The organism is Klebsiella electrica (assembly GCF_006711645.1).
Lineage (GTDB): Bacteria > Pseudomonadota > Gammaproteobacteria > Enterobacterales > Enterobacteriaceae > Klebsiella > Klebsiella electrica.
On record NZ_CP041248.1, the window covers coordinates 52,516 to 73,991 of the forward strand.

A 21,476-nucleotide genomic window follows, 5' to 3' on the forward strand; every position below is an offset into this window, starting at 1 on the left:
AATGAAGTTTATTTGTGGTGACGGCGATAACCTAATTCAAACGCGAACTGCCATTGGTATTCATTTAAAGCACATCCAAGAGATGTGATGGCCTCAACAATTTCCTTTATAATGAGGTTGCCTGAATTCAATCTGTACTCGTAGTACCAACCTATATCAAATGCGATAAGCTGGAGGCGGAAAAGATGGATCTGAGGAACGTAACCAGTAACGCCGCTAAGCGCTTTTATATAAATGAGTTCCCCTTCCATTTCTGATAGAAAAACCATGTCAAGAATATTGGACGCGAAATTCGTCATGGTGAACATAAATTGAGCCTCTTTATTGAGCCTCGCGTAACACATCGGATGCCTTAAAGTAGCCGAGTCGGTGCATCATTTTATTGATCTGACCTACTTTGCCATCAGACCCTTCATACTTACTCAACCGGTGAAGTAAGATACGCATGGACATCAACACACTGTCTGATGCGTTATCACCACGGGTAAGTAGTTTATCAGTACTATCTGAGTATGACCCCGTAAGTGCCGCGCTCACCAAATCACCGGCAATAGCATCCGGGTGGCACAATGCCATCAAACCGATAATCAATGCCTGCCGATTAAGTTCCGTTTCTGTCAGGCCTGTTTTTGAAGTGAGTTCTGCTAGTAAATTATCAGTGCTCATTATCATGCTCCTTTTGCTTATGTTCTCCCGGTTGAATGGCGGAAGAGTCTTTACTACTGCGTGAAAATACATCCGCGACCAGAAATTTAGCTTTCTCTGAAGGACTCATAAATTTCCAGAGTTCATCAGGATATTCATCGTCATGCTTTTCAGATTTTTTCAATCGGGAGATTCCTTTTAATTTTGCAGCCATGCGGCTCCGTCCATACGGACGGATTGGCATTGTAAAATTTTGCTGCGAACTATCAATCAGACCAGTAAAGTGACGACCCATATAAATACCTCTAAGTGCAGTAGTTATTTTTTCCCGATTCAAAGCTCCGCCTTTAACGTCATACTACGGGATAGCATTACTGCAACGAAATATTCAGGGATTGTTTACGGCGTTTTGAAGGTGTTATCCATTACCGTTTTACTTCTCGCTACCCAGTCGTTTGCATCACTGCAATTGATGTTTGACGCTACGACCTGACGGGCGGATGTATAGATTGGACTTGCATAACCACCATTCCCGGCAACTACCAGACGGATACTGTTGAGATATGCGTAAACAGGATCCTGTAGGATTGTAGAATCGATGGATGCCTGCTGTTTACAGCTATCGCTACGCATCTTTACTACATCAGTTGCGACCATGACGCATTCAGGACATTCATTTTTAAGCTGAATGAACTGAGTTGGTGTCTGCCCCGCTGCTGGACTTCCATCTGCTCTAAGAGGAATATTGGCTTCAGCAATATTGATGCAGAAAGTCGATCCCGCAATTAGCGCCAGCAATAATTTCGTTTTCATATAACCTCGCCTTATTTAATTCAGATTTATCGAACTGAGCTTACTGCTTTAAGTGGTGAGTAAGAAAAAAAAAGGGTGACAAAACGGGGGGTGTTTTTTAACCTTAATCATATCCCATATGATTAGGTTGATTATGAACAATGCCAATATGCAGGGAGATGGTACTGAACATCGCCTGGAGCGCTTTTCCCGTATTCAGAAGGATGCGTTGGTACTTCTTCTTTTGTGCAAAGAAAAAGGCACTGCGATAGTGCCATTCACCAGGTTGCTGGGGTTTATTAACTCTGTTCCAGACAGCCAGGATGTAGCTGAGCCCAACCTACGTAAGTCACTCAAAACATTGCAGCAAAATGGCTATGTATGGAAGTACCGGAACAAAAACGATCTTACAGTTTCATTTGAGTTAACTTCATCAGGAGAACTCCAGGCAACTTCATTTCGGGTGCGAAGATTAGAGGCATGGGGCCAGGCAGACGAGTAAAACTCGTCTGCTGGTGGTTACACAGAAAGATACTTTTTACTGATAGTTAAAGCGCTGCGTCGTTTTAATGCAAATGGACGATTATCAGAAAGTCTGGAAGCATTACCGGCGCGAATGAATATGCGTTTCATCCTGCGGTCAAAATGTTCTTCTGACCAGCCGAAGGGATACGTACCCTTAATACCATCTATTGGCCCGGCAAGAATGCGAGCGGTTTCGCTACGAAGAGTACTTCCCCTTAAACCAAATGAGCTAAGTTTATTTCTTATCAGACTTACAGAAAATTTCCTGGGTTTTAAAACACCCTTAATACAGTACAGATGTTTACTCATAGCATTACCCTTTTATTATGGGAACGATTAGCTGCGCTGCATAAAGTCGATGGATTGGCGTTTGTTTTCTTCGATTATCTTCATTGCCTCTTCAAGCCATCCAGCATCTTCACCCCGGCTGGTTAGCTCTTTGTGCTTTAGTTTGAGTGCAAATACTGCGTCATCAGCACCGGCAGTAAACAATTCTTGTCTGACTTGTTGTGTGCTGGTTGTACCATTTATAACACCAACCATATAATTCACGATATCAATAACTTGGGGGAGTAAATCTGGATCCTCATGATTAATCTCCTCGATACTGACAAACGGCAGTAACCGGTCAATCAGCATATGGGCTAGGTTGGTGATATTCAGCAGGAATAGGTTATCGTTCTCGGTGTCGCTTTTGCTTTTTACTTCTGATGCGGTAAACGACTGAACCCGGCGATTGTATTCGCACTGCCACTCCTTACAGGCACTGATCATCCAGTTCTGTATCTCTTCATCAGAAGCGTTGGATGATGGAATGTCCATCGCAGCAGGGAGAACTTGATCCCACGGGTAAACATGAGAATCAATCATCACGCCTTCCGCGTTACGCATTAACTCAGATAAAGCCACTATGATGCGGCGCATCAGATGGTTTTCAGTGAGGAGAGTAAACTCTTGTTTCGATGCACCAACGAGCTCGACGTTGAGTCCTGTCAGCGAGTCGTTAGTGTTTGGCATAGTAACAGGCCTCCTGCCCTAAAAGATGATTATGAACCAGTCCGTGGTCGCAGGGTTTAGTAGTGCCAGTCAGCGTATCCGATTTTACGCTTTCGTCTTGATCACCAGTGTTCACTGAGGGTAGTAAAGTTTTGACGACGTTTTTCATAAAGACCTTATACTGTCATGACAGTCGTATGTAATTTTAGATAAGTTCTATAAGACATCTCAAAAAATAATGGTAATCCGCGAGCAGATTACCATTCAGGCATTCATCAATCATAATATGCTACGGTTATTATTTTATAATACCGCACTGCTTTGCTATCTCGATAACATCGCCATTTTTTATGATGATACCCAGAGTTTGCGCATCCTCAATGTGTCTAGTGGCGCATCCACCGACAGCTTTAACCTGCTCGATGAGACGGTCTGAGGCAGCAGCAGTATACGCCAGTGTACTGTCTGGAGTGTTGAGACTGAACAGATAAAAGCCTGAGACAATTCCCAAAATTACCAGTAGTCCACTTCTGAGTATCGCCGAAAAAAGGGCCGCAACGCAAATTGCACCACCGGCATAAATAGCAGCCTGGCCATATGACATAGACCCATTTTCCAGTATCGTCTGGAGTGCGTTATTGAATTCATTCACGGCAATAATTCCCCATTAGTTATGATACAAATTAAAACAGATATGCTGCTAATCATTAAAAGGCTATCTCAGTTCCATAAGCACCAGTGCTTCCTGGAACTTCATCCTGATTTCCCAAATAATAATTTTCCATTGTTGGGGGCGAGTTGCGTGGTGTTGCTGGCCTCGCGTTCGTGTTTTGTGGCCTGCGGCTATAACTGGTATTCTGCCGGTGATCCTGCCCACGGTTCTGCTGGAGGTGACGACTCACCAGTTTATTACCGCCTACATTGACTTTGCGAAGAACATGCCCCTTCACGGGGTTGACAAGTACGTCCATAAAGAAGCGTTCTTTACCATCCTCCTTGATTAGGCGGGTACGCAATTGGGCCTCCAGGTACACTCCTGTCCCGACATGAAGATGATTGCGGGCCACATCAGCAAATTGACCAAGCAAAATGATCTGATAGTGTTCTTCCGTAATTTTCTCCAGACCAGATTTATCCTCCATTGAGGACTCAGATGTTGTTACATAAATCTTTGCGTAGATGCCGTGGGTAGGGTGTTGTCGGATTTCAGGCTCACGGCCTACAGTACCTTCGATAATTACTTTGCTATAGCCACGATTAGTCATACACCCTCCCCAGCTCTGTATCGGATGACATTATTATCAGCCTGTCCGGTCTGGTGACGAATGGTAATTCGTTAAATAATTGCACTGCACATCCATAAAAATAGTCAGGATATTAAGTTTGTGGTGAGAAGGACGGCACATCAGACAAAAAAAATCCCGGCCAGGCCGGGAAAGGTGATCTTTATGCCAGCGTACTCGCCAGCGTTCTCTTTGTTATGTCCCCATACTAAACATGTATGGCCCAGAGTGAAACAATTTTTGAAACCTGCAATGAAAATACATTGTGTTTCCATTTTGTTTACCTGAAAAGAGACGAAATGTATTATTGCTTGAGATGCCTTTTTGCCATACGTTTTAGGGTTTGGAGTATTGTTTGGTAAGCAGCGAGTTCATTTTTGTACTCAGCAATCTCCGTCTCATTCTTAACATAGTCGTTTTCAAGCTTAGCTATAGTATCAGTGTATTCTTGCATACTCTGTTCAACTTTTTTTGTTGCTGTACGAAACGCAGCGCTTTTAGTCGTTCTGATACCAACGGGGAATGTTTTCCCGATTTCCACGTCATGTTTATAGAAACTGCTGATGCTTGTATTCCAGACGCTTGGCTTTTTGTCGCTAGGCCGAATTTTGATAAATGTGATTCCAGGGATTTTATCCACAAGAAAAACAGTTTTTTCACTGCCTTCTGCCGCATTCTTTTTCATTCGAATTGTTTTTACGCCAACTTCTATTAATTCGACGCTGGTTTTTATTTTCGACGGGTTGTCTACGTCCATATCAATAAATACCCGCCAGCATGACTGGCCCTCTTTTATCGATGAAGGACACGCTTGTGGAAAATGGTCTTTGTACATGGTAAACCCCAACAACCTGAAATATGTAGGATAAAGATTAAGGGCATTTATGCTGCTTACGAAATTCGGGGCGACTCACTAATCACAGGGTGCGCTGGATTGACTCTGCGGCCTGTTGCCTTAGTGCGTTGCTGATACCAATTGCTTCAGCGAGATAAGCAAGATTATCCACCAGCACACATCGTGTCCCGGAACTGAGATCTCCAGTTACTCCCCAGCGGAGCATTTCACCAGGAGCCGGTTCATAATTATCCAGTTCACACTCAGGAAGGTCTACTGGCTCTCCCAGATAATCAATTAAGACCGGCCTGATATCGCTATATTCGGCATCAATACCAAGTGGCAGATCTTTCCTGACATATTGCCTCAGAACAAATAAATCCCTTTCGCTACATTGAGGGAAAATTCCAACCGGCAAGTTTGTGATAAGAATAGCTGCACCTTTTGAATCGCCAATTTCCTGAACGAGTTTTGCGGCGCACCAGACCGCCCCCTTCAGGAACTCCAGATTTTCATGCGATTGCTGTAATGACATATAACCTCTTTCTTATTGTCTGGCCCGCTTAAATCCATCGTTGCCATATGATTTAAAATACTCAGTAAACCCCTTATCGCTTTCACGAGTGTCGGCTGCGGCTTTCGAATTTGCCTCTTGCATGTCTCTTTCGCCTTTTTCCTGGCTGAGTTTCATGAAAGTCTTAATGTTATCGTCATTAGGGTCAGCCAGTACTTTCTGATAAGCCTTCTGGTAGCGCTCATCCAGGCTTAACCCTATTCCGAGACTCTGGCATCCGCTAATGCCGGTTATGAAAGCAATGATCAGAAACTTTCGTAGGTACGCACATTTCATCATTACTCCTACCGGGATGACCCGAGCATTTTGTTCCAGGCCGTAATCAGTGACTGAATCCCAGAAGTGGGCACAGGAGCAACCCATTTACAGCAGCTGAACCACAGGCGGTTAAACCGGTGAGGCATTTTCGTGATGTAGTTTTCCTTATACTCAAAGTTGTATTTATCACCAACGATGCGCGGAACTTCTTTGCAGAACGGACAGCGTTGAGCACCCGCGCTCATTTCAGGAACGATGATGAACTCGGTTTCCCCCAGCGTATCTGGATCCCACGGTTCGCGTTCACGCCAGCATGTGCCTTCTGGGAGCACGATATTCTCGTCGCATACGATGTATTCAAAGGTGGGAAATAACAGTTGATGAACACCGTGTTTACGCCAGCGCACTAACGCCAGAAACTCAATATGTTCTGAGCTATCGGCTTCCCGGGGAACAATAAAACGGTATACACCTGCTTTAGTCGGTAACCCTTCGCCCCGGATGCCAACTGGAGTCCAGCTTGGTTCTGTTGAGATACGGCGTAGTGCAGTCATAGTTACTCCCATTAAATTTTCTTCGTTCAATTTCCAGAATGAATCGATCTTTAAATCACTCTAACGGTAACTATTCCGATTACGAAATTCCGTTACCTTTAGGAATGATCGTGTTAACAGCCAGCATTGCATTTTTGAAGAAGTGTGCATTGCTACTTCTTAACTTAACAGAAGCATTAGAACTGACCGGGCTCAATGCCAGTAATGCGGTGCTGCGTCCCAGCCAGCGATAATATGAGAATAAACCCCACGAATTCAGGAATTCTCGTTTCATAATTGACATCAATTCAGATCTATCAGTCTGGTTAACTTTTGGGAACGCAATGAAAACTGCGCTATCCGGGTTCCGGGACAACCAACTGAAAACCTCTTCATTGGTGTAATAATACTTACCTTGCGTAAACACTCGCCCATTAAATCCTAATCGCACGACTGAGGACGGTATAATGTTATGGCAATAATCGAGCATGGGATATCCCATTTTCATCTGAGCGATATCAATGCGATTATCGCTCGGAATGCTTGCAGGTGCATTTGCATTTTTGAAACCGCGAGTACTGATCGAGTAATGACCGTCATCTGCATTCTGATAAACCCAGAATGGCTTGCAATACTCTTCTGAGTCTATAGCGGCTGTAAGATACGCTTCATCATAACTTTCAAATAACTTTTTTACTTTAGTCTGGTGGTCTGCAATATTTCTGGATTGAAGGTCTGGCCTGATTTTTAAAGGAATAGAATACACCGGTTCAAATGCCTTGACCGTATGGCCAGAACTCGTATGGTTTAGCAAATACCCAACCCACTCACGTTGAATTCCTTTTCCTATATACTCGCCGCTGTTCGCCCCTGCGTTGGTATCAAAACGCACGATAGATGTTCCACGCGCAGAAAGCATATTTTCAAATTCAGCACGGATAATGTTGGTATTTTTGCTAGTTAACGAATTCTGGAGATCATGCATATGTAGCCACCATTCATGTTTCAGCTTCGACTCTCACTATAATCACATGTTGAAATTTATTGTTACAGTGAGAATGAGGACGTTTTGCACCCAAAAATAAATAGCTTTTTCAACCGCAATTTGTGGGCATAAATGGTTTTTCTTAGCGTAAAAAAATAGCCGACTATGTCGGCTATTGTGACGATTCAACAGCTGGTGGTCAGAAAATGCACATCGAGGCGTATGCCGTCTTCTGGGAAACTTCAGTAGGGTTACGACCAATGAAAATACTACGGTTATTTTCTTTCTCGCTACGCATGAAGCGGTAGAGGTGGATGGCTACTCCATGAGCTTTCTGCACATCACGTCGGTGCAGCACAAGGTGCATTCTTTTTGGTGGTATGTGTGGGAAACGTTTCGCCAGAATTTGTCCAAGCACGTTAAGTGATTCACTGTTCTCGCGTAGCTGGTAAAGGTCTTCCACGATGAAAAAGATGTTATTCCCCCTGTCGAGTTCGTCAGGTACGGGGCACACTTTTAATCGGCACTCGATGACTTCACAACTCCAGTCACGATGAGGCAGAGACATGATGATGTTTTCTTTCTGCAAGACATTCGACATAAATCCCACCTCACGGTAAAAGCTGTATCAGTTTAACTCCCAAAACCCTTCGGCTGTGGGTTCTGCATTACGCACCGGCTCTCAGATTCCTTAAGGCTTTGATCCAGTATTATTCTTGAGAAATTTGAGTTCAGAACTACCCGGCTTCCCTTTTTGGGCCGTCTTGATAAATTCCCGCTCTTTGAAATACCACCGTTCAACAATTTGTGAAGATAGCGTATTGGATTCCAAGGCATAAGCCTGCAACTCCCTCCATGCAGCTATGTTATGCGGTTTGTATTTTGCCAGCTTAATATCCAGTTCTTCTTGCCAAGATCTGGCGCGTTTTGTAAAAACCTTTCGACCCAGCATTGGGAAAACCAAGAGCCCTGCTATATTGCCGACGAACTGTACAGACCAGTCAGAGGTTATGTAAAACCATATCCCGGCATTAACCGAAACCAGAACCAATAACCATGTTCCATACGCTCGCTGAAATGGAGGGAAGCAGTTATCTCGCCACATTCGAATACTTTTTCCAATGCTGTTCAGCAGGTTTTCGTTTGTTTTCATCAGTTATCTCTGTTCCTCTTCAGCATAGGCCGTTTGTATCAATTCAAACCTGTTCACCCTGACTACTTGAAGAACTATCTGATCGGTAATGCACCTAACCGGCGTAGTGCATCAGTAACCTCGTCTATGCCGAATAAAGACATTGGCGGGACTTTATCTCCAGAGATTGAGCAGGCTGTACACAATGCATTGTATGAGCTTACTCGTTCACGATGTAGAGACTGAAGGCTTACGATCAACAGATCTCGCTCTGGGCCCGTGGTAGCTCCTATAAGGTCAAATAAACTTTGTTTAACCACTTACGTAATCCTCCGTCAAAATCAGTCAAGAGTGCGCTCATTCTCCTCAGTTTCATTTTTTAATGAACGGAAAAGGTCGACAAATCAGGCGGTATTAAAGACACCATCGTCTTTTAGTCCCATCCGTGTGTATACATCATTAATATGCTTGTGAATATATTGAAGATCACTTGCCTGCTCATGCTGTCTGATACGGTCTTCATGGCGAGAATTGGATAACCGAATGCAACGTTCCCGTTGTTCAACAATGTACTCAGTACACTGGGTATGTTCAAACATGACCTCTCCCCATTGCCTGGCAGCGCGGAGATACAACCCTCTTTCTTCCAGGTCCCGGGCAAGTATCACCGATTTGGTCGCTGGTATCTGGTACATTTCTTCAGCGAGCAGGAACGCTGCTGCACATTTTCTTTGTCCCATATCTACCTCTACCCTTTGTATAGAGTCGACATCTGGGCAGAAGTGAATGAGATTAACTCTTCAACCTGCCATTCGCTGATACTCTCCTGGTGGATAACCGAGTCCAGAAGTGAGCAGAAGACCCGACCTTCACAGAAGGCATCGAATAAGGTTTGCCAGGCACCGGCGAATCGCCCGGCCAGTTTACTTCGCTGACGTTTACTGCGGCAGCGATGCAATTCTTGCTGAAACAAGGATTCGTTTTCCGCACTGCTTTTTTCATGCAGAGCATCCCATAACTGGTTGAACCGTGTTTCAGTACAATTTCTGGCCGTTACCATCGTCATAATATTTCCTTCAGAGGCGGTTAAGCCTGTATCAATGTTGCTATTTGATATCTATTTTCCACGTAATATTCAGGTGACGAAATCTCAGCTATAAATCGCTGATGGCTAATTAGTCTGACCCGCATTTCTCCCGGTTGTACGCCCCACCAGGTAGCACCCATTCTTTTGACATGTTAATGACGGGCAATGTATAGACCGGATTTACCGCTTGCAGCAGCGCTTCCTCATCCGTGATATTAATAGGAGAAATATTCTGGCTTAGATCCAGAACATTTATTCGTTTACGACTGATAGTGACCCCAAAGCGGTTTTCATAGTTGGCCATTGCGTGAATACGCTCGGGGAAATAATGTTTGATGGTTGCCCATATGCGAGCACTGTTGTATATACACGTTAAGCATGAACTGCGACCCCATCCAAGACGATACGGTACTGGGGCTGTAACACGATGTTTTGCTAAAATCTCCCAGACTTGTTCTTCAGACCATTCAAGTACTGGCCTCCAGGCATCAACTTGTCTTTTTTTGCAACTGCTGGTATGTGGCTCCAGTTGTAAGTAATTGAATCTATTAGAGCTTTCCGCTCTCCTTTCCCCCGTAATAAAAAGCACCTTTTTTCCGTCAAAGCGTCTCTGATTTGTGAGTGCTCGCCGACCAACATCAATTTTTAGTGCTGATGAGCACCAACGTGTTTTAAGGCTTGGTGATTGCTGAGGGAACCGAAGTCGCGTGGCGGGAGTGCTTCGCTGGATATCACGTTCCGCGATTATTAATCCATCTGGGGTTTCGATACATTGCGGGCGACTGTAGCCATTCTCTTTCAGCATCTCACCTTCCATTCCTCCCTGAAGCCAGGAGAACATCAACGGTATCTGAAATGTTGAAGCTATTTTGCGGTTGTAGTCGGCCATAAATGGCCAGTCCATTAAAGTACTTCCCTCGCGGCCATCAACATCGTGATGCCAGAGTTCCACCCTGGACAGATCGACCCCGATGTCAATTAAGTGGAGAAGGCAGGCTATGGAGTCTTTTCCGCCGCTAAGGCAAATGATTATCACGTCATAGCAAGATATGTCGATATCTGGAGCGTTCCTGTACGTTTGTCCTGATAGTGGCGTGGTGATGCCTGCTATGCTACTCAGTGCAGGAATAATAAAGTTATCGTCGATTAAATCACTCACTTGCCGCGCTCCTGCTCTGAAGTGAATTTGTCAGAATCGCAGCAAGTCTAGTCTCGCCTAATGATGAGGCCAGATCTGATAGCGCTAGTTTACCTGCTGCTTCCATACCAAGTGCCTTTACTCGACTGGTATCAAGAACTGCAATTCTTTGGCCTGTTGCCTTACAGACAAGCGCATATCGACATACGCTTAATGTGCGATGGATGATGAATGAGAACATTTGATTGTCGATTTGTGCGCTGAATTTGCAGATCACATTTACTTTATGCGTCAACCCATTCTGGATTATGATTGTTGCAACATCGTCTTTAGGCATATCTACCTCCGGCTTTTTACTAAGCCTAATACGACGCTAACAGCTGACGAAATTTGCTTACAGATATAACTTTCACTGCAAATATCGTGTTATGAGTGACTGATTACTGCTTTGGAGACAGAATGGATTTTTCTAAAACTACTGTAGTGAAACCCGGTTTAATTGGTGATAACAACGCGTATTGGGCGATGCACTTTTGCTCAATTATTGAAACCCTTTATGATAATAACCGGATGAAGGTACGTTTTAATTCCCCTCTCATGGGGAAACATACACCAACAATGAGAAACCTAGTTTCATTAGCTGGTGAAGGATATTTTTCTTTAATTAAAGATCAGTTCAGAAACTTCGGTCTACAAAATTTGCTCTGCCACTATCTGATGAGTTATGAAGGTAGAGAAGTCTTAAATACTATACTTATTAATTTGTCTGATTATCGCAATGTCGATATCCTCGCTAATATGAGCCAGTTTGGTGTATTCATTAGCTGCCGTGACTTTAGAAGTGGCACTAATTTTGCGGTAGAGCATAATCCTTATCTACTTGGCCATGAGAATGTCTTTTATAATTCAGTTTATAATAGCTTAAAGTTTGCAGATCTATGCATTCTTTTCCGTATGAGAACGAATCCTAACCAAGAATCAGCTACTTTGTTTGGCATTCTTGGAGAGGTCGAAGGAAACAATGGTCAGGACTTGAAGAGACCGGCCTTCTGGGGAAGGAAAGGTTTGTATTTGTCTTTTGGTATTGGAGTCAATCCTAAACCCAAGGGGGAAAAACGTTCTAATCAATTTCAGCTTAATGACTGTACTTGCCAGTGGGTAAACGCTGCTGATGGTTATAAATTTGTCGCTATTTTTGAGTCAGAACACCATCTTGTTACAGATTATCTCGATGCAATAGGTACTATTGAACACCTTAATAAATTTGGCCCCAACCATCCTTTTCTAACACATTATCCAGCTCGGCACATTCTAAACATTGTGAGAGATGGCTGGGATAAATCAGTTGATATATTGATTACTGAACTGCGACGTTATCTTGCGCCTAACGAATTAGCTTCGCTAGGAACAAATCCAGTAATACCCTTTATACCCTCATTCAAACATTAAAATAAATGGGGCTACGGCCCCATTTTTTACTCACGATATAAGATGTAATAACATTTTCTGACCTGCATACTGTTGTTCAGGTAACCACAAAGTGCTTCACGACCATCCTGACTACGACCTATCCATAGGCCAGCCAAGCGTTTATCTGGTTGCTCAGACAGTATGAAAATTTTGCTGTTAATAAGACCAATGAATGGGCGTTCTACTCCCTGGGGGACTACAAAATTCCCCAGCGGTTTGTAACTTTCCAGGTTCAATACGATCGCAGCTGTCTGGTCACTGGAATTGTCAGCATCGTCCTGTTGCTCGCTGGCAGCAGGTTGTTGGTAGTTTTGAGAAGGCTGCTGAGCATAGAAATCGTTCGGATCGATCGATTCTGCGCTGGTTATGAAGGGCAATAGTGCTAAAAGGCCAAAAACAGCTTTTTTCATATGTCCACCATAGGGTTATGCGTTTAAATATGATTAGGCTATCAGTACCAATGCTGTCAGGCTAAAAACAATGGGGACAAATTGAGGGCTTTTATGTTGTGTTTATTGCTATTTTTGTCCTGCAATAGCATCTATTTCACACAATACACAGTGACATTTAGCTGGTGGCTCAAGTCGTTCGAATTGCGTCAGATTATGCAGACGTAATCGAGGTATACGTCTGACAGCATGATGGCCACACGAAAGTTCAAGAAACCAGATTCGTCCGTTACGGCTCCCGTCCTGAACCTTTACGTTTACAACTTCTCTCCATATGCGAATCATGGCTAACCTTCTGCCGGGCTCGGTGGTTCATCGTTGTCCTGGGTAATTTTAACGTAATCACCCTGATTGATAACGATTACTTCATTAAGATGAGGGCTGTAACGTACCCTCTCTACTTCGTCGAGATAGTCCACATGTCTACGCGCCTTGTTATTCGAGAAGCCGAGCGCTTTCCCTATTGCGTGAACTGATGGCCCACGGCCACCATTTCTGTTCATGTATTTTTTGACATACGTGATGATTGCTTTCCTGTCACTGGTCATGTCCGGGAGTTCGGCAATGTCATCATGACCTTGTCCTTTCGCTACGCGCAGCGTCATAGACTTTCTTTCACCATCGATAATGATTCGTCCCTGGTCATGCAACTGCCGGATACGCCGGGAAACGAGCCCTTTTGAATACCCCAGAGAAGAACAGATCTGCTCGTAAGACGGTGCTGCACCCTGCTCTTTGATTTCTGTCACAATGAAATCAAAGAGCCTGTCCAGGTGGGCATTTGCTTTTGGGGCGTTCTGTGCTTTTCCAGAAACACTACCGGCGTTGTCTTCAGTCATATCCCTTCCGTCCAGTTGGTGGTTGTTAATTAATGCGGGCTATCGACGTTCTTCGTCGAACTGAGACTAAAAGGCACGACGTCCGCTTTTACATCAGTTAAGGAGTGATTACCGCAGAGTTGCCCTTTAACTTTAGTCAGGCCCACCAGCGCATCCTCAAGCAGTTCTGATTCCTGAGATGTCACATTACTACCCAGTTCCATACCGATTTTTTCGCCCGCGTCCTTGAGGATACTGATAGCACGATCGATAGATTCACTGTACATAATCGCCACCTTGTTCGTTTTGTTAACATAGCCAATTAGTGCGTGTTCAGCTATAGCTGAGTTGTTTTATCACCTGTTTATGCGGCCCTTTTTCTTGCCAGGCAGCGAGCTAAAACCCGTTCCCTGGCTTCATGCTGCTCATCGATACAAAGCTGAATTCCCAACCCCAGGATGTAACGCTCCTGAAGTTCTGCCGGATGGAGGAAATTGAGCGCGGTGAAACCAGCTGGCACGGAACCATATTTGGCCAGGCTGTCTTCGTAACGTCGCTGGGCTATTTCACAAATTAAGTTATATTGAGCAATAGCTGCCTCACGTCCAACTTGATTGAATATTTCAACCGCCAGGACTTCCGAACATGTCTGCATTTTTGCATCCGTTTTGTTTACCTGACATCAGTATCACCCCGATGTGCTGGCTAACGAAATTTACGGATAGATGAATGTAATGAGGGGAATAGAACGTAATGGAATGTTTATACTGAACCCAAATTATGGGGAGCTTGATAATCAAATGTGGAAGTCTGTTGAGAAGCAGACTTCCAGACTTGGTATTAACTGGTTTTCTGACTATTAAGCCAGCTGATTAGCTCATCTTGCGTGTCAAAAGACGCGACAAAGGTCTGCTCCTGATCAGGACGTTGTGCATCCCTTATCGCTCTGAATGGAGCTTCACCGCTATAGTAGAATATTGGCTCCGCACGGCGTTTGACCCATGCTGATTGCTCGCGCTCTGCGAGCTCGCAGGCTTCTTCGTAATTGTCCGCTACTCCCAGCACTGTCGAACGATCCCAAGCTCCTCCATTCAGGCATCGAACAGTGATTTTCCCGTCCGGGCAAGTAATGCCATATGGATGATCCCACCAGGCATCAAGCTGAGACTTTGAGCGCTTTTCATTAGGTGTATCGTCGAAGTTTTTAGGTAATACCGGATTAAGGGGTATGCAGTTTGGCACTTGGATTCTCCCTGTAGCCTGAATCTACAAATAGGCAGTAAGCAATGTTCGTCAGGTTAACATGTACCTCCTGTTAGGTAATTAAGTACTTCGTTCCATTTTCGATATTCGCGTTATCTGACTCATTTTCTCCGACTTCAGGAGATCTCCATGCTGCTACGTAAGCCATGTGAATCAGGCTTGTTTTTCGCCCCGCTTTGACCCCATTTCCATGATGTTCTCAAACCTCGCGCTGTTACAGTAGGACAACTGCTACTGACGAGGTGAATATGACCAGATACCTTGGATACTGCGCCCTTGCGCTCCTTACCGTCCTGCCGACCGCTTCGGTATATTCTGCTGTACAGAATGATACAATGGGCCTATACGCTCCCGATCCCAGCTACACACCTGACATCCAAAATTCAGCACCTGTAACGCCTTCTCCGGGGGATGACAGTCTGTACAGTGATGACGTACCCGATTCATCTACCGCTCCAGAAAGCACCATTACCCCCCTGAATAGCTTTGATGTTATGTCTTTTTCTATAGGGCCGGTAAGCCTGCGGATGACAGCTTCTGAAGCGATCACTGCTATCACTGACAAACTTGGCCAGTCTGCTGGTGAAGAAATTCAAAAGCGCTACAGTAACAACTCATTGAATAGTATTTTCTGGGGAGATGCTCACCAGGAGACGGTGGTCTATTTTATCCCCGATACGGCAGTTGACCCCATTGAGCCGGTGGCTTACAAAATCCGCTTTTCATTCAGCAACCCTGATCTCTTACTGAAGTCGGCGATCGAGAAATATGGAGAGCCTTCAGTCTCTGATGCCCAGAGAGGTCGTTATATCTGGTGCAAGGCACTGGCGGAGAAAACGAATAAGTGTGATGACAGTAAATCTGAGCTTACGCTGACAACGCGAGAAGTTGAAGACACTGGCATCCTGACTCTCAGCGACCCAACGGTCTCATTTGATGCCTCGCGGACTGCAACGGCCACCCCGGATAAAGACCAGGCTGCGACTGAAGATAACCAGGGGCCATTGCCACAGCTCTGAAGTCGTCCGTCGCTGTCCAGCATCCTTTTGCAGGATTACTAAACCGACTGAATTCGTCAGCCGGTTTTTTTATCTGAATTTTACATTAGCGTCTGAAAGTACGCTTTCCAAACGGGCTTATCTCTTTGACGTGAAAACCCGCATTAGTCAGCATCCTGGCCATGACAACTGATGCAGGAAGACAGGATGCCTCCACTTTATGGCCGGGAGTAGCATCCAGAATACTTTGCAACATGGAGCGCCCAAATCCTTTTTGTCTTTGACTCCTGGTAACACCAAACATCCTGATTTCCAGATGTGAAGCAAGTCCATTTGCACCATTTTTGCCCGTCAGTAGGGCAAAACCTATCGCTGCGCCATTATGTTGAGCATCAAAGACAAACAAGAAATCGGCGCAATTCTCTCCCCGTTCCCGCCTGGCAATGGCTTCTGAGATCTGACTTTCGAACTGAGACAGTCCGTCATCATCATCAAAGTTAAAATACCCATCCCGCATACCGTCGCGAATCACCGCTATGATAAAGGGAACATCCTGTTTGGTTCCAAAGCGCATTTCAGGGGCAGATAACACCGTCATCAGTTTGTCTCTCGTAACCGTTATTATTCCATCAATTTGATTACATGGAGGTAAAGAGGTCAATAGAAATGAACGGGGTATTTCGCTGATGACCATTTGATCGGTGTTAGTGGTTTCAGTAGCAGAGCCAGGAGGTATATAAGGCCAGCAAAAATGCCAGCCTTTTTCATTTAAACCGGTTTTCTTATGATTCTCTTGATCGGCATTCCTGCCTTATCAAAATATCGGGTTGGCCATATTTCTTGAGGTTCTTCACCAATTGCATTAGCGATGATGATCTCGCCTCTAGGCCAGTCACGTGTCAGTGCATTTGCCAGAGTGCTGCTTGAAAGACCGTTAGCCCTACTCAGTGAGGCAAGTGACAAACCTTTCTTATGTAGCGCAGCTATGATGTCTGCCTTATGCCAGTCCTGTTTTTCCATCTCCATTTCCTTTGGTGGTGAATCGGAACATGGTTTGCAGTACCAGCTAATGACGACTGGCGAGCCGTAAGGCTCCCACGCCCCGACCCACCATTGACAAAAAACAGGCGAGCGAGTGCGAACCGTTCAAGTACATGAACGGCGTGTCATTAGTCGGGGCTGCAAATCCCCACTCTTACGATTTAGTAAGGGCTACAACAGTTTACAGCATTTAAAGGGTGTATCAGAAGTGTTAATGCCGTAAGTTTGCGAGTCGGTTTGAAATTCAGATAATAACTATGCTTAATGGCCTGTTCAGGAAAGCACTTCGATGCTGTTCATATAGCCAAAGCCGAATATCCGCTTTCTGCCGATCCCGAAAGCGTATGCCTGTTCAAGTGCGCCGACATCTTCAATCACGCATTCAGCATCGTACTGGCTCATCGGTACAATGATCTTGTGGGATGTACGGCCAACGCTCCCGGGCTTAATAATATGGAACTTGGTGCTTCGAACGATACGTAACCGTCCACAGATCACTCCGGCCCGTTCCAGGTGATAGTGGATATAATCCGGGAGTTCATGGGCAGGTGGACAAATCTCTCTTTTCCGGCCTCCAGCTTCCTCGCGTCGAATAGTGGCCAGCGAGCCGCAGATTCGAATTTTCTGGCCAGACACAAACATGATTTCCTTCATGACTTCGCCAGGGAGCCCGAGTGCAACAGCCGTTCTCAGAACAACCTGGGTGTCGGAGGCACTTTGTTTGCGAGAGTAGAAGGTGTATGGGAGTCGCGACCCAGAACGTTCCTGGACTACCTTATCCAGTTGCTGGTGGATCCCATACACGTCACCTGGGGCGATTCTGAACCTGAGCGCACATTCAAAGTATTTCACGCCACATTCCTTGCTGAACATAATGAATTTTCAATATTAGTTTCAGGGTATGGCATGGACGGCGAGTGACGAAATTATGAGGGGGGAATACGGCCAGTCCTTTGGCCGGTGTGGTCAGAGAATCATTTCGATACTTTCGCCGTGGAATATACCGATCACATCTGTCTTGAGGCGGTTACTCCTCGGCTTTACTTCATTGGCCACGAACTCTGGCAATGGCCGAATTTTCACGTGCTCATCCTGAATGATAATGAACGGCATAGATGAAGCGGCAGAAAGACGCAGTATCTGGTCGGGGTGTTCAGGATCAGCCATCGCGATGTTTGCAGCTGGATGCACTTTAACCGGACGGCGTAAGCGAAGCTTTTCTTCCGGTACACGCGCAATAGCCTTAATCAACGAGTTGAGTCTGACTGATTTATCTTCATCTTCCTCGATGTCCTTGCCCATCTTCTGGAGCAACTCGATTTTGTTAACCCTGCTAAAAAGCGTCTTTTGCCTCCAGCCGAAACTGACCAGATTGACGTTAGCATTATCAAACATACGCAGCTGCCGATAGAGATGCAGGGTCATGACACCAGGGCAGGCGCTATGCAGCGCGTTGAAGCGCATGTATTCCGGTCGGCGATCACCACCGTAGTTTTCGATGATGTGGCGTTGAATGCTCTCTTTATGCTGGTTGATGGATGTCACCAAACGGGTAACCAGCTGAGAGAATTCCGCATCTGTATTGTCGTACCATAATACGCCGGTAGTGCGCCGAGCGGACTTCTGCGAATAGCCATCCCTGATATGCAGGTCAGCGTATGCCGCGCAGGCAGCATGGACAGCATCGTGTCCCTGTTTCAGCTCAGGCATGATGTGTTCGATGGCCATATCTTCTTCGCCATCAGCAACGGCTGGCAGGACGCAGACACTCGCCTTGAGCGGAAGCCGGGAACCCAGCACTCCACGAAGTTGTGTGATCTCGCTCTCCAGCGTCTGGAAAGTTGTTGAGATATTCATTTCTATCCCCGAAAAAGGGCTCTAAACTCCCTCCGCTGCACGGAGGACTGTATGTACATACATACTCATAACAAGCGAAACCGAGTATATCAAGTTCGTTTTGTTTACAGACGAATTTTATCGATGACGAATGAAGTTTTCACTGCTGATTAGCCAATCCTGACGCGAGGGATTTCATTAATGTTAGTGAGATAGGATGGTGACAATAACTCCCGCCGCATCGTCCAGTCTTTGTCGATGCCCTGGCCCGCAAACCATAATTTCCCCCGACCTGACCGGTTAATTCTATCCATCACGCCCATCAACGCTTCACCATTGGCAAAGAGTCGGTTCTCACCAAACAAATCGAGCTGGCTGGTGGCGCTATCATAAAAGTCAGATAGCATCACTCCGGCTTTATGGTATCGGTATCCCTCCTGCCAGATATGCCGGAGCCCTGCGACCGCAGCCGCAATGATTTCCCGGGTATCGGCGGTGGGGTTTTCCAGCTTGACTGTCTGCTGGCCACTGTAAGGGGCCGTTTTCGAATAGTAACTTGTGCCAATAAAAACCGTTATGCAGCGACAGTATTGCTTCTCTTCGCGCAGCTTCTCGCCTGCACGTTCGGCATACTCACACACCGCCTGGTGCATTGCTTCGTAGTGCTCTATTTTCTGGCCGAATGAACGCGAGCTGATGATCTGCTGCTTAACCTTCCTCACCTCTTCCAGGGCTATGCAGGACTCGCCATTCAATTCGCGCTGCGTTCGCTCCAGTACGACTCCAAATGTGTTACGGATAAGCGATGTTGGCGCATTGGCCAGATCGAGAGCAGTCCTGATGCCCATGCTGTTCAGTCTGGTGGCATATCTCCGGCCCACCCCCCAGACATCGCTTACGTCAATATATGGCAATAATTTACGTTGTCTTTCTGGACTGCTGAGATCAACCACTCCGCCTGTTTTAGTCCATGTTTTTGCAGCTTTATTTGCTAGTTTTGCCAAAGTTTTAGTTGTCGATATGCCCACCCCCACGGGTATATGGGTGCTCTTTAATACGGTTTTCTTTATTTCTCTTCCATAGTCATCAAAATTATAATTTTTCTGCATTCCTTCAAACGAAAGGAAAACTTCATCAATACTGTAGACCTCAGTATTACTGGAGAATTTAAATAATGTCTCACACACCCTACGGGAGATCTCCGCGTACAAGGCATAGTTAGAACTGAAAACATGTACACCGTTAGCTTCAAAGAATGCTTTCTTCTGGAAGTACACGTCACCATTCTGGATACCTAATTTTTTAGCTTCCGCTGAACGTGCCACGACCATGCCATCATTGTTCGAAAGGCATACAATTGGCTTGTTCACCAGATCGGGCCGAAAGACTCTCTCGCAGGAGGCGTAAAATGAGTTGCAATCCACCAGGCAGAACATCACAAGGCCTTGTACACGATGAAGGTCACCACGCCAAAAATGGCCAGTTCTTCGCCTTCTTTCAGATAGATCGGTGACATCCGGCTATTCATTGGCAGTAGCGCGGGAGCCGGGCTTAGCTGCAACCGCTTAATGGTGAAATCACCATCAACGGTCGCAATCACAATATCCCCCTCTTTCGCCTCAAGTGAGCTATCCACGATGACCAGATCGCCTTCGTGAATACGTGCCTCTACCATCGATGAACCTGTTACTCGTAAGAAGTAGGTTGCAGATGGATGTTTGATGAGGTGAGTATTTAGATCAATAAATTCATCAACATAATCGGAAGCGACTGAAGGGAAACCTGCGCTGACAGGCTCAACGAACAACGGGAATTGGCCTGGTGATTGTTGTGTCACTGGGATAAGTTTCATAATGCTCTGCTCTTCGTGGTGCTGTATATCCATACAGTATTATAGACAGGAGCCAGGAATTTTCGCACCTCCTTTTCCGAAAGTTATTTTCCGCTATCACTCTTCAGGTTTTTCTTATCACTTGTCCAGAAGTGGGTAACTGCACATAACAAATTGCAACCATATGATTCCTCAGTTCATTTTCAGAATTTACTCGTGCTTACTTCGTATACAATTCGGAATTTATCCGTACATTTTATAAGGAGTAATAACGATGAAGCAGTTTACAAATGAAGCAACTCAACAAATGCTGGCCGACTTTGACAAATCCCCTTTCTCTGACGCTGATCTGGCCGCAATGGATGTGGATGCTCGACAAATTATTGAGCAGAACGCTGAAAGGGATCGCCAACACCCGGTAACAGCAATCTGGCGTGTTGCGGTCGAGGGAAGCCTGACTGCGCGAGGTGGTGTCGTAACCGCTGTTGATAGCGCCAGGGTTATGGATCTAGGCAACGGTCAAATGGTCAAAATCGCAGTGGAGGGTGATGCAGTCACTTATACCGATGGTTCATCTGCACGGATTGTTTCAAGCGCTGGCCAGAAAGCTACACACTTCGAGAAAGGGCTCGCGCTGGTGGGCAGCGTACTGGATAACGGGGATGAAATTGTCTCGACCCCGCAGGACAGATTAGTGCTGTTATCGCGCAAAGGTATGGCTGAAGCCCCCGACTTTCTGGCAATACCCGGAGGCGTGACTCATGGGGTATCGAACTAACAATTATGGCCGGGGCCAGGCGCTCCACGGAGATAAAACCACCACAGGCGCGACCGTCCTTACTTGGGGTCAGTTTGGATATCGAAAATTATTGTACTATAAGGGCTTCCCCGGCGTGTCAACGCCGGTGTTTATGGTTTCTGTCTGCTCTTCAGTAAAAATAAAGGGGAGAGACTGCGGTACTATAAACGGCCATGATGAATCGTCAT

34 protein-coding genes are annotated in these 21,476 nt (G+C 45.6%); 4 read left to right on the forward strand and 30 right to left on the reverse strand.

Annotation, left to right across the window (positions count from 1 at the left end; translation table 11 throughout):
* Nucleotides 1–8: 8 nt before the first annotated feature.
* From Electrica_RS25490 to Electrica_RS25505, 4 genes are all read right to left on the reverse strand, one after another.
* Entirely contained in the window at nt 9–308 is a 300-nt protein-coding gene (locus Electrica_RS25490; RefSeq protein WP_009653866.1) for a hypothetical protein, read from the reverse strand.
* Nucleotides 309–321: 13 nt separating this feature from the next.
* Nucleotides 322–666, reverse strand: coding sequence for a hypothetical protein (locus Electrica_RS25495; RefSeq protein WP_032951317.1), 345 nt, complete (start codon nt 664–666; stop codon nt 322–324).
* A complete protein-coding gene (locus Electrica_RS29045; protein WP_223227020.1) occupies nt 656–982 on the reverse strand; it encodes a hypothetical protein in 327 nt (108 codons plus the stop codon). The genes Electrica_RS25495 and Electrica_RS29045 overlap by 11 nt, the downstream gene beginning before the upstream one ends.
* A 62-nt stretch (nt 983–1,044) precedes the next feature.
* Nucleotides 1,045–1,458, reverse strand: a complete 414-nt coding sequence (locus tag Electrica_RS25505; protein WP_007372162.1) for a hypothetical protein — start codon at nt 1,456–1,458, stop codon at nt 1,045–1,047.
* Between the two features lie 133 nt (nt 1,459–1,591).
* Between Electrica_RS25505 and Electrica_RS25510 the strand changes: the two genes are divergently transcribed.
* On the forward strand, nt 1,592–1,939 hold the full coding sequence (locus tag Electrica_RS25510; protein ID WP_127649446.1) for a hypothetical protein: 348 nt from the start codon (nt 1,592–1,594) through the stop codon (nt 1,937–1,939).
* Between the two features lie 17 nt (nt 1,940–1,956).
* Here Electrica_RS25510 and Electrica_RS25515 read toward each other — a convergent pair whose 3' ends face one another.
* The 15 genes from Electrica_RS25515 to Electrica_RS25590 form a co-directional block, all read right to left on the reverse strand.
* Entirely contained in the window at nt 1,957–2,271 is a 315-nt protein-coding gene (locus Electrica_RS25515; RefSeq protein WP_127649449.1) for a hypothetical protein, read from the reverse strand.
* A gap of 27 nt (nt 2,272–2,298) precedes the next feature.
* On the reverse strand, nt 2,299–2,979 hold the full coding sequence (locus tag Electrica_RS25520; RefSeq protein ID WP_007372161.1) for a hypothetical protein: 681 nt from the start codon (nt 2,977–2,979) through the stop codon (nt 2,299–2,301).
* Nucleotides 2,980–3,256: 277 nt separating this feature from the next.
* Nucleotides 3,257–3,610 carry a hypothetical protein gene (locus Electrica_RS28510; RefSeq protein ID WP_154050669.1) on the reverse strand — a complete coding sequence of 118 codons (354 nt, stop codon included), beginning with the start codon at nt 3,608–3,610 and terminating at the stop codon, nt 3,257–3,259.
* Nucleotides 3,611–3,665: 55 nt separating this feature from the next.
* Nucleotides 3,666–4,223, reverse strand: coding sequence for a single-stranded DNA-binding protein (ssb, locus tag Electrica_RS25530; protein ID WP_008786804.1), 558 nt, complete (start codon nt 4,221–4,223; stop codon nt 3,666–3,668).
* Nucleotides 4,224–4,545: 322 nt separating this feature from the next.
* Entirely contained in the window at nt 4,546–5,076 is a 531-nt protein-coding gene (locus Electrica_RS25535; RefSeq protein WP_007372158.1) for a hypothetical protein, read from the reverse strand.
* An 82-nt stretch (nt 5,077–5,158) separates the two neighbouring features.
* Entirely contained in the window at nt 5,159–5,611 is a 453-nt protein-coding gene (locus Electrica_RS25540; protein ID WP_007372157.1) for a hypothetical protein, read from the reverse strand.
* A 12-nt stretch (nt 5,612–5,623) separates the two neighbouring features.
* On the reverse strand, nt 5,624–5,929 hold the full coding sequence (locus Electrica_RS25545; protein ID WP_032941601.1) for a hypothetical protein: 306 nt from the start codon (nt 5,927–5,929) through the stop codon (nt 5,624–5,626).
* A 5-nt stretch (nt 5,930–5,934) separates the two neighbouring features.
* Nucleotides 5,935–6,462, reverse strand: a complete 528-nt coding sequence (locus tag Electrica_RS25550; protein ID WP_007372155.1) for a hypothetical protein — start codon at nt 6,460–6,462, stop codon at nt 5,935–5,937.
* A 79-nt stretch (nt 6,463–6,541) separates the two neighbouring features.
* The gene (locus Electrica_RS25555) at nt 6,542–7,426 is read right to left on the reverse strand and encodes a hypothetical protein (protein WP_142255942.1); all 885 of its coding nucleotides are present in this window, start codon (nt 7,424–7,426) and stop codon (nt 6,542–6,544) included.
* Nucleotides 7,427–7,625: 199 nt separating this feature from the next.
* The gene (locus tag Electrica_RS25560) at nt 7,626–8,027 is read right to left on the reverse strand and encodes a hypothetical protein (protein ID WP_020996135.1); all 402 of its coding nucleotides are present in this window, start codon (nt 8,025–8,027) and stop codon (nt 7,626–7,628) included.
* Between the two features lie 90 nt (nt 8,028–8,117).
* Nucleotides 8,118–8,579: a hypothetical protein gene (locus Electrica_RS25565; protein ID WP_009653863.1), complete on the reverse strand. Its 462-nt coding sequence runs from the start codon at nt 8,577–8,579 to the stop codon at nt 8,118–8,120.
* Nucleotides 8,580–8,962: 383 nt separating this feature from the next.
* Entirely contained in the window at nt 8,963–9,298 is a 336-nt protein-coding gene (locus tag Electrica_RS25575; RefSeq protein ID WP_008786801.1) for a PerC family transcriptional regulator, read from the reverse strand.
* Nucleotides 9,299–9,306: 8 nt separating this feature from the next.
* Nucleotides 9,307–9,624 carry a hypothetical protein gene (locus Electrica_RS25580; protein WP_020996134.1) on the reverse strand — a complete coding sequence of 106 codons (318 nt, stop codon included), beginning with the start codon at nt 9,622–9,624 and terminating at the stop codon, nt 9,307–9,309.
* Nucleotides 9,625–9,733: 109 nt separating this feature from the next.
* Nucleotides 9,734–10,804: a phosphoadenosine phosphosulfate reductase domain-containing protein gene (locus Electrica_RS25585; RefSeq protein ID WP_007372151.1), complete on the reverse strand. Its 1,071-nt coding sequence runs from the start codon at nt 10,802–10,804 to the stop codon at nt 9,734–9,736.
* On the reverse strand, nt 10,797–11,120 hold the full coding sequence (locus tag Electrica_RS25590; RefSeq protein ID WP_020996132.1) for a hypothetical protein: 324 nt from the start codon (nt 11,118–11,120) through the stop codon (nt 10,797–10,799). The genes Electrica_RS25585 and Electrica_RS25590 overlap by 8 nt, the downstream gene beginning before the upstream one ends.
* A gap of 122 nt (nt 11,121–11,242) precedes the next feature.
* Between Electrica_RS25590 and Electrica_RS25595 the strand changes: the two genes are divergently transcribed.
* Nucleotides 11,243–12,232: a hypothetical protein gene (locus Electrica_RS25595; protein WP_007372150.1), complete on the forward strand. Its 990-nt coding sequence runs from the start codon at nt 11,243–11,245 to the stop codon at nt 12,230–12,232.
* Nucleotides 12,233–12,258: 26 nt separating this feature from the next.
* Here Electrica_RS25595 and Electrica_RS25600 read toward each other — a convergent pair whose 3' ends face one another.
* From Electrica_RS25600 to Electrica_RS25620, 5 genes are all read right to left on the reverse strand, one after another.
* Nucleotides 12,259–12,663 carry a hypothetical protein gene (locus Electrica_RS25600; RefSeq protein ID WP_008786799.1) on the reverse strand — a complete coding sequence of 135 codons (405 nt, stop codon included), beginning with the start codon at nt 12,661–12,663 and terminating at the stop codon, nt 12,259–12,261.
* 326 nt (nt 12,664–12,989) lie between these two features.
* The gene (locus Electrica_RS25605; protein WP_007372149.1) at nt 12,990–13,541 is read right to left on the reverse strand and encodes a LexA family transcriptional regulator; all 552 of its coding nucleotides are present in this window, start codon (nt 13,539–13,541) and stop codon (nt 12,990–12,992) included.
* Nucleotides 13,542–13,570: 29 nt separating this feature from the next.
* On the reverse strand, nt 13,571–13,807 hold the full coding sequence (locus Electrica_RS25610) for a hypothetical protein (protein WP_007372148.1): 237 nt from the start codon (nt 13,805–13,807) through the stop codon (nt 13,571–13,573).
* Nucleotides 13,808–13,884: 77 nt separating this feature from the next.
* Entirely contained in the window at nt 13,885–14,175 is a 291-nt protein-coding gene (locus Electrica_RS25615) for a hypothetical protein (RefSeq protein ID WP_007372147.1), read from the reverse strand.
* A gap of 185 nt (nt 14,176–14,360) precedes the next feature.
* Complete coding sequence (locus tag Electrica_RS25620; RefSeq protein ID WP_008786797.1) at nt 14,361–14,762, reverse strand: hypothetical protein; 402 nt, start codon at nt 14,760–14,762, stop codon at nt 14,361–14,363.
* A gap of 356 nt (nt 14,763–15,118) precedes the next feature.
* On the opposite strand from Electrica_RS25620, the gene Electrica_RS29050 reads away from it, so the two are divergent.
* Nucleotides 15,119–15,802 carry a hypothetical protein gene (locus Electrica_RS29050; protein ID WP_008786796.1) on the forward strand — a complete coding sequence of 228 codons (684 nt, stop codon included), beginning with the start codon at nt 15,119–15,121 and terminating at the stop codon, nt 15,800–15,802.
* A gap of 85 nt (nt 15,803–15,887) precedes the next feature.
* Here the strand turns inward: Electrica_RS29050 and Electrica_RS25630 are convergent, their stop codons facing one another.
* The 6 genes from Electrica_RS25630 to umuD form a co-directional block, all read right to left on the reverse strand.
* Nucleotides 15,888–16,379 (reverse strand): GNAT family N-acetyltransferase, encoded by a 492-nt coding sequence (locus Electrica_RS25630; RefSeq protein WP_000217395.1) that lies wholly within the window; start codon nt 16,377–16,379, stop codon nt 15,888–15,890.
* Between the two features lie 170 nt (nt 16,380–16,549).
* The gene (locus Electrica_RS25635) at nt 16,550–16,807 is read right to left on the reverse strand and encodes a helix-turn-helix domain-containing protein (RefSeq protein WP_001333498.1); all 258 of its coding nucleotides are present in this window, start codon (nt 16,805–16,807) and stop codon (nt 16,550–16,552) included.
* Between the two features lie 288 nt (nt 16,808–17,095).
* Complete coding sequence (locus Electrica_RS25640) at nt 17,096–17,476, reverse strand: type I-E CRISPR-associated protein Cas6/Cse3/CasE (RefSeq protein WP_127649377.1); 381 nt, start codon at nt 17,474–17,476, stop codon at nt 17,096–17,098.
* A gap of 312 nt (nt 17,477–17,788) precedes the next feature.
* A complete protein-coding gene (locus Electrica_RS25645) occupies nt 17,789–18,679 on the reverse strand; it encodes a DNA replication terminus site-binding protein (protein WP_007372144.1) in 891 nt (296 codons plus the stop codon).
* Between the two features lie 149 nt (nt 18,680–18,828).
* Nucleotides 18,829–20,094: a translesion error-prone DNA polymerase V subunit UmuC gene (umuC, locus tag Electrica_RS25650; protein WP_009652912.1), complete on the reverse strand. Its 1,266-nt coding sequence runs from the start codon at nt 20,092–20,094 to the stop codon at nt 18,829–18,831.
* Entirely contained in the window at nt 20,094–20,510 is a 417-nt protein-coding gene (gene umuD, locus Electrica_RS25655; protein WP_008786793.1) for a translesion error-prone DNA polymerase V autoproteolytic subunit, read from the reverse strand. Before umuD ends, umuC begins: the two co-directional genes overlap by 1 nt.
* Before the next feature lie 253 nt (nt 20,511–20,763).
* Here umuD and Electrica_RS25660 point away from each other — a divergent pair, with 253 nt between their 5' ends.
* Complete coding sequence (locus tag Electrica_RS25660) at nt 20,764–21,267, forward strand: hypothetical protein (RefSeq protein ID WP_007372141.1); 504 nt, start codon at nt 20,764–20,766, stop codon at nt 21,265–21,267.
* Nucleotides 21,268–21,476: the final 209 nt, after the last annotated feature.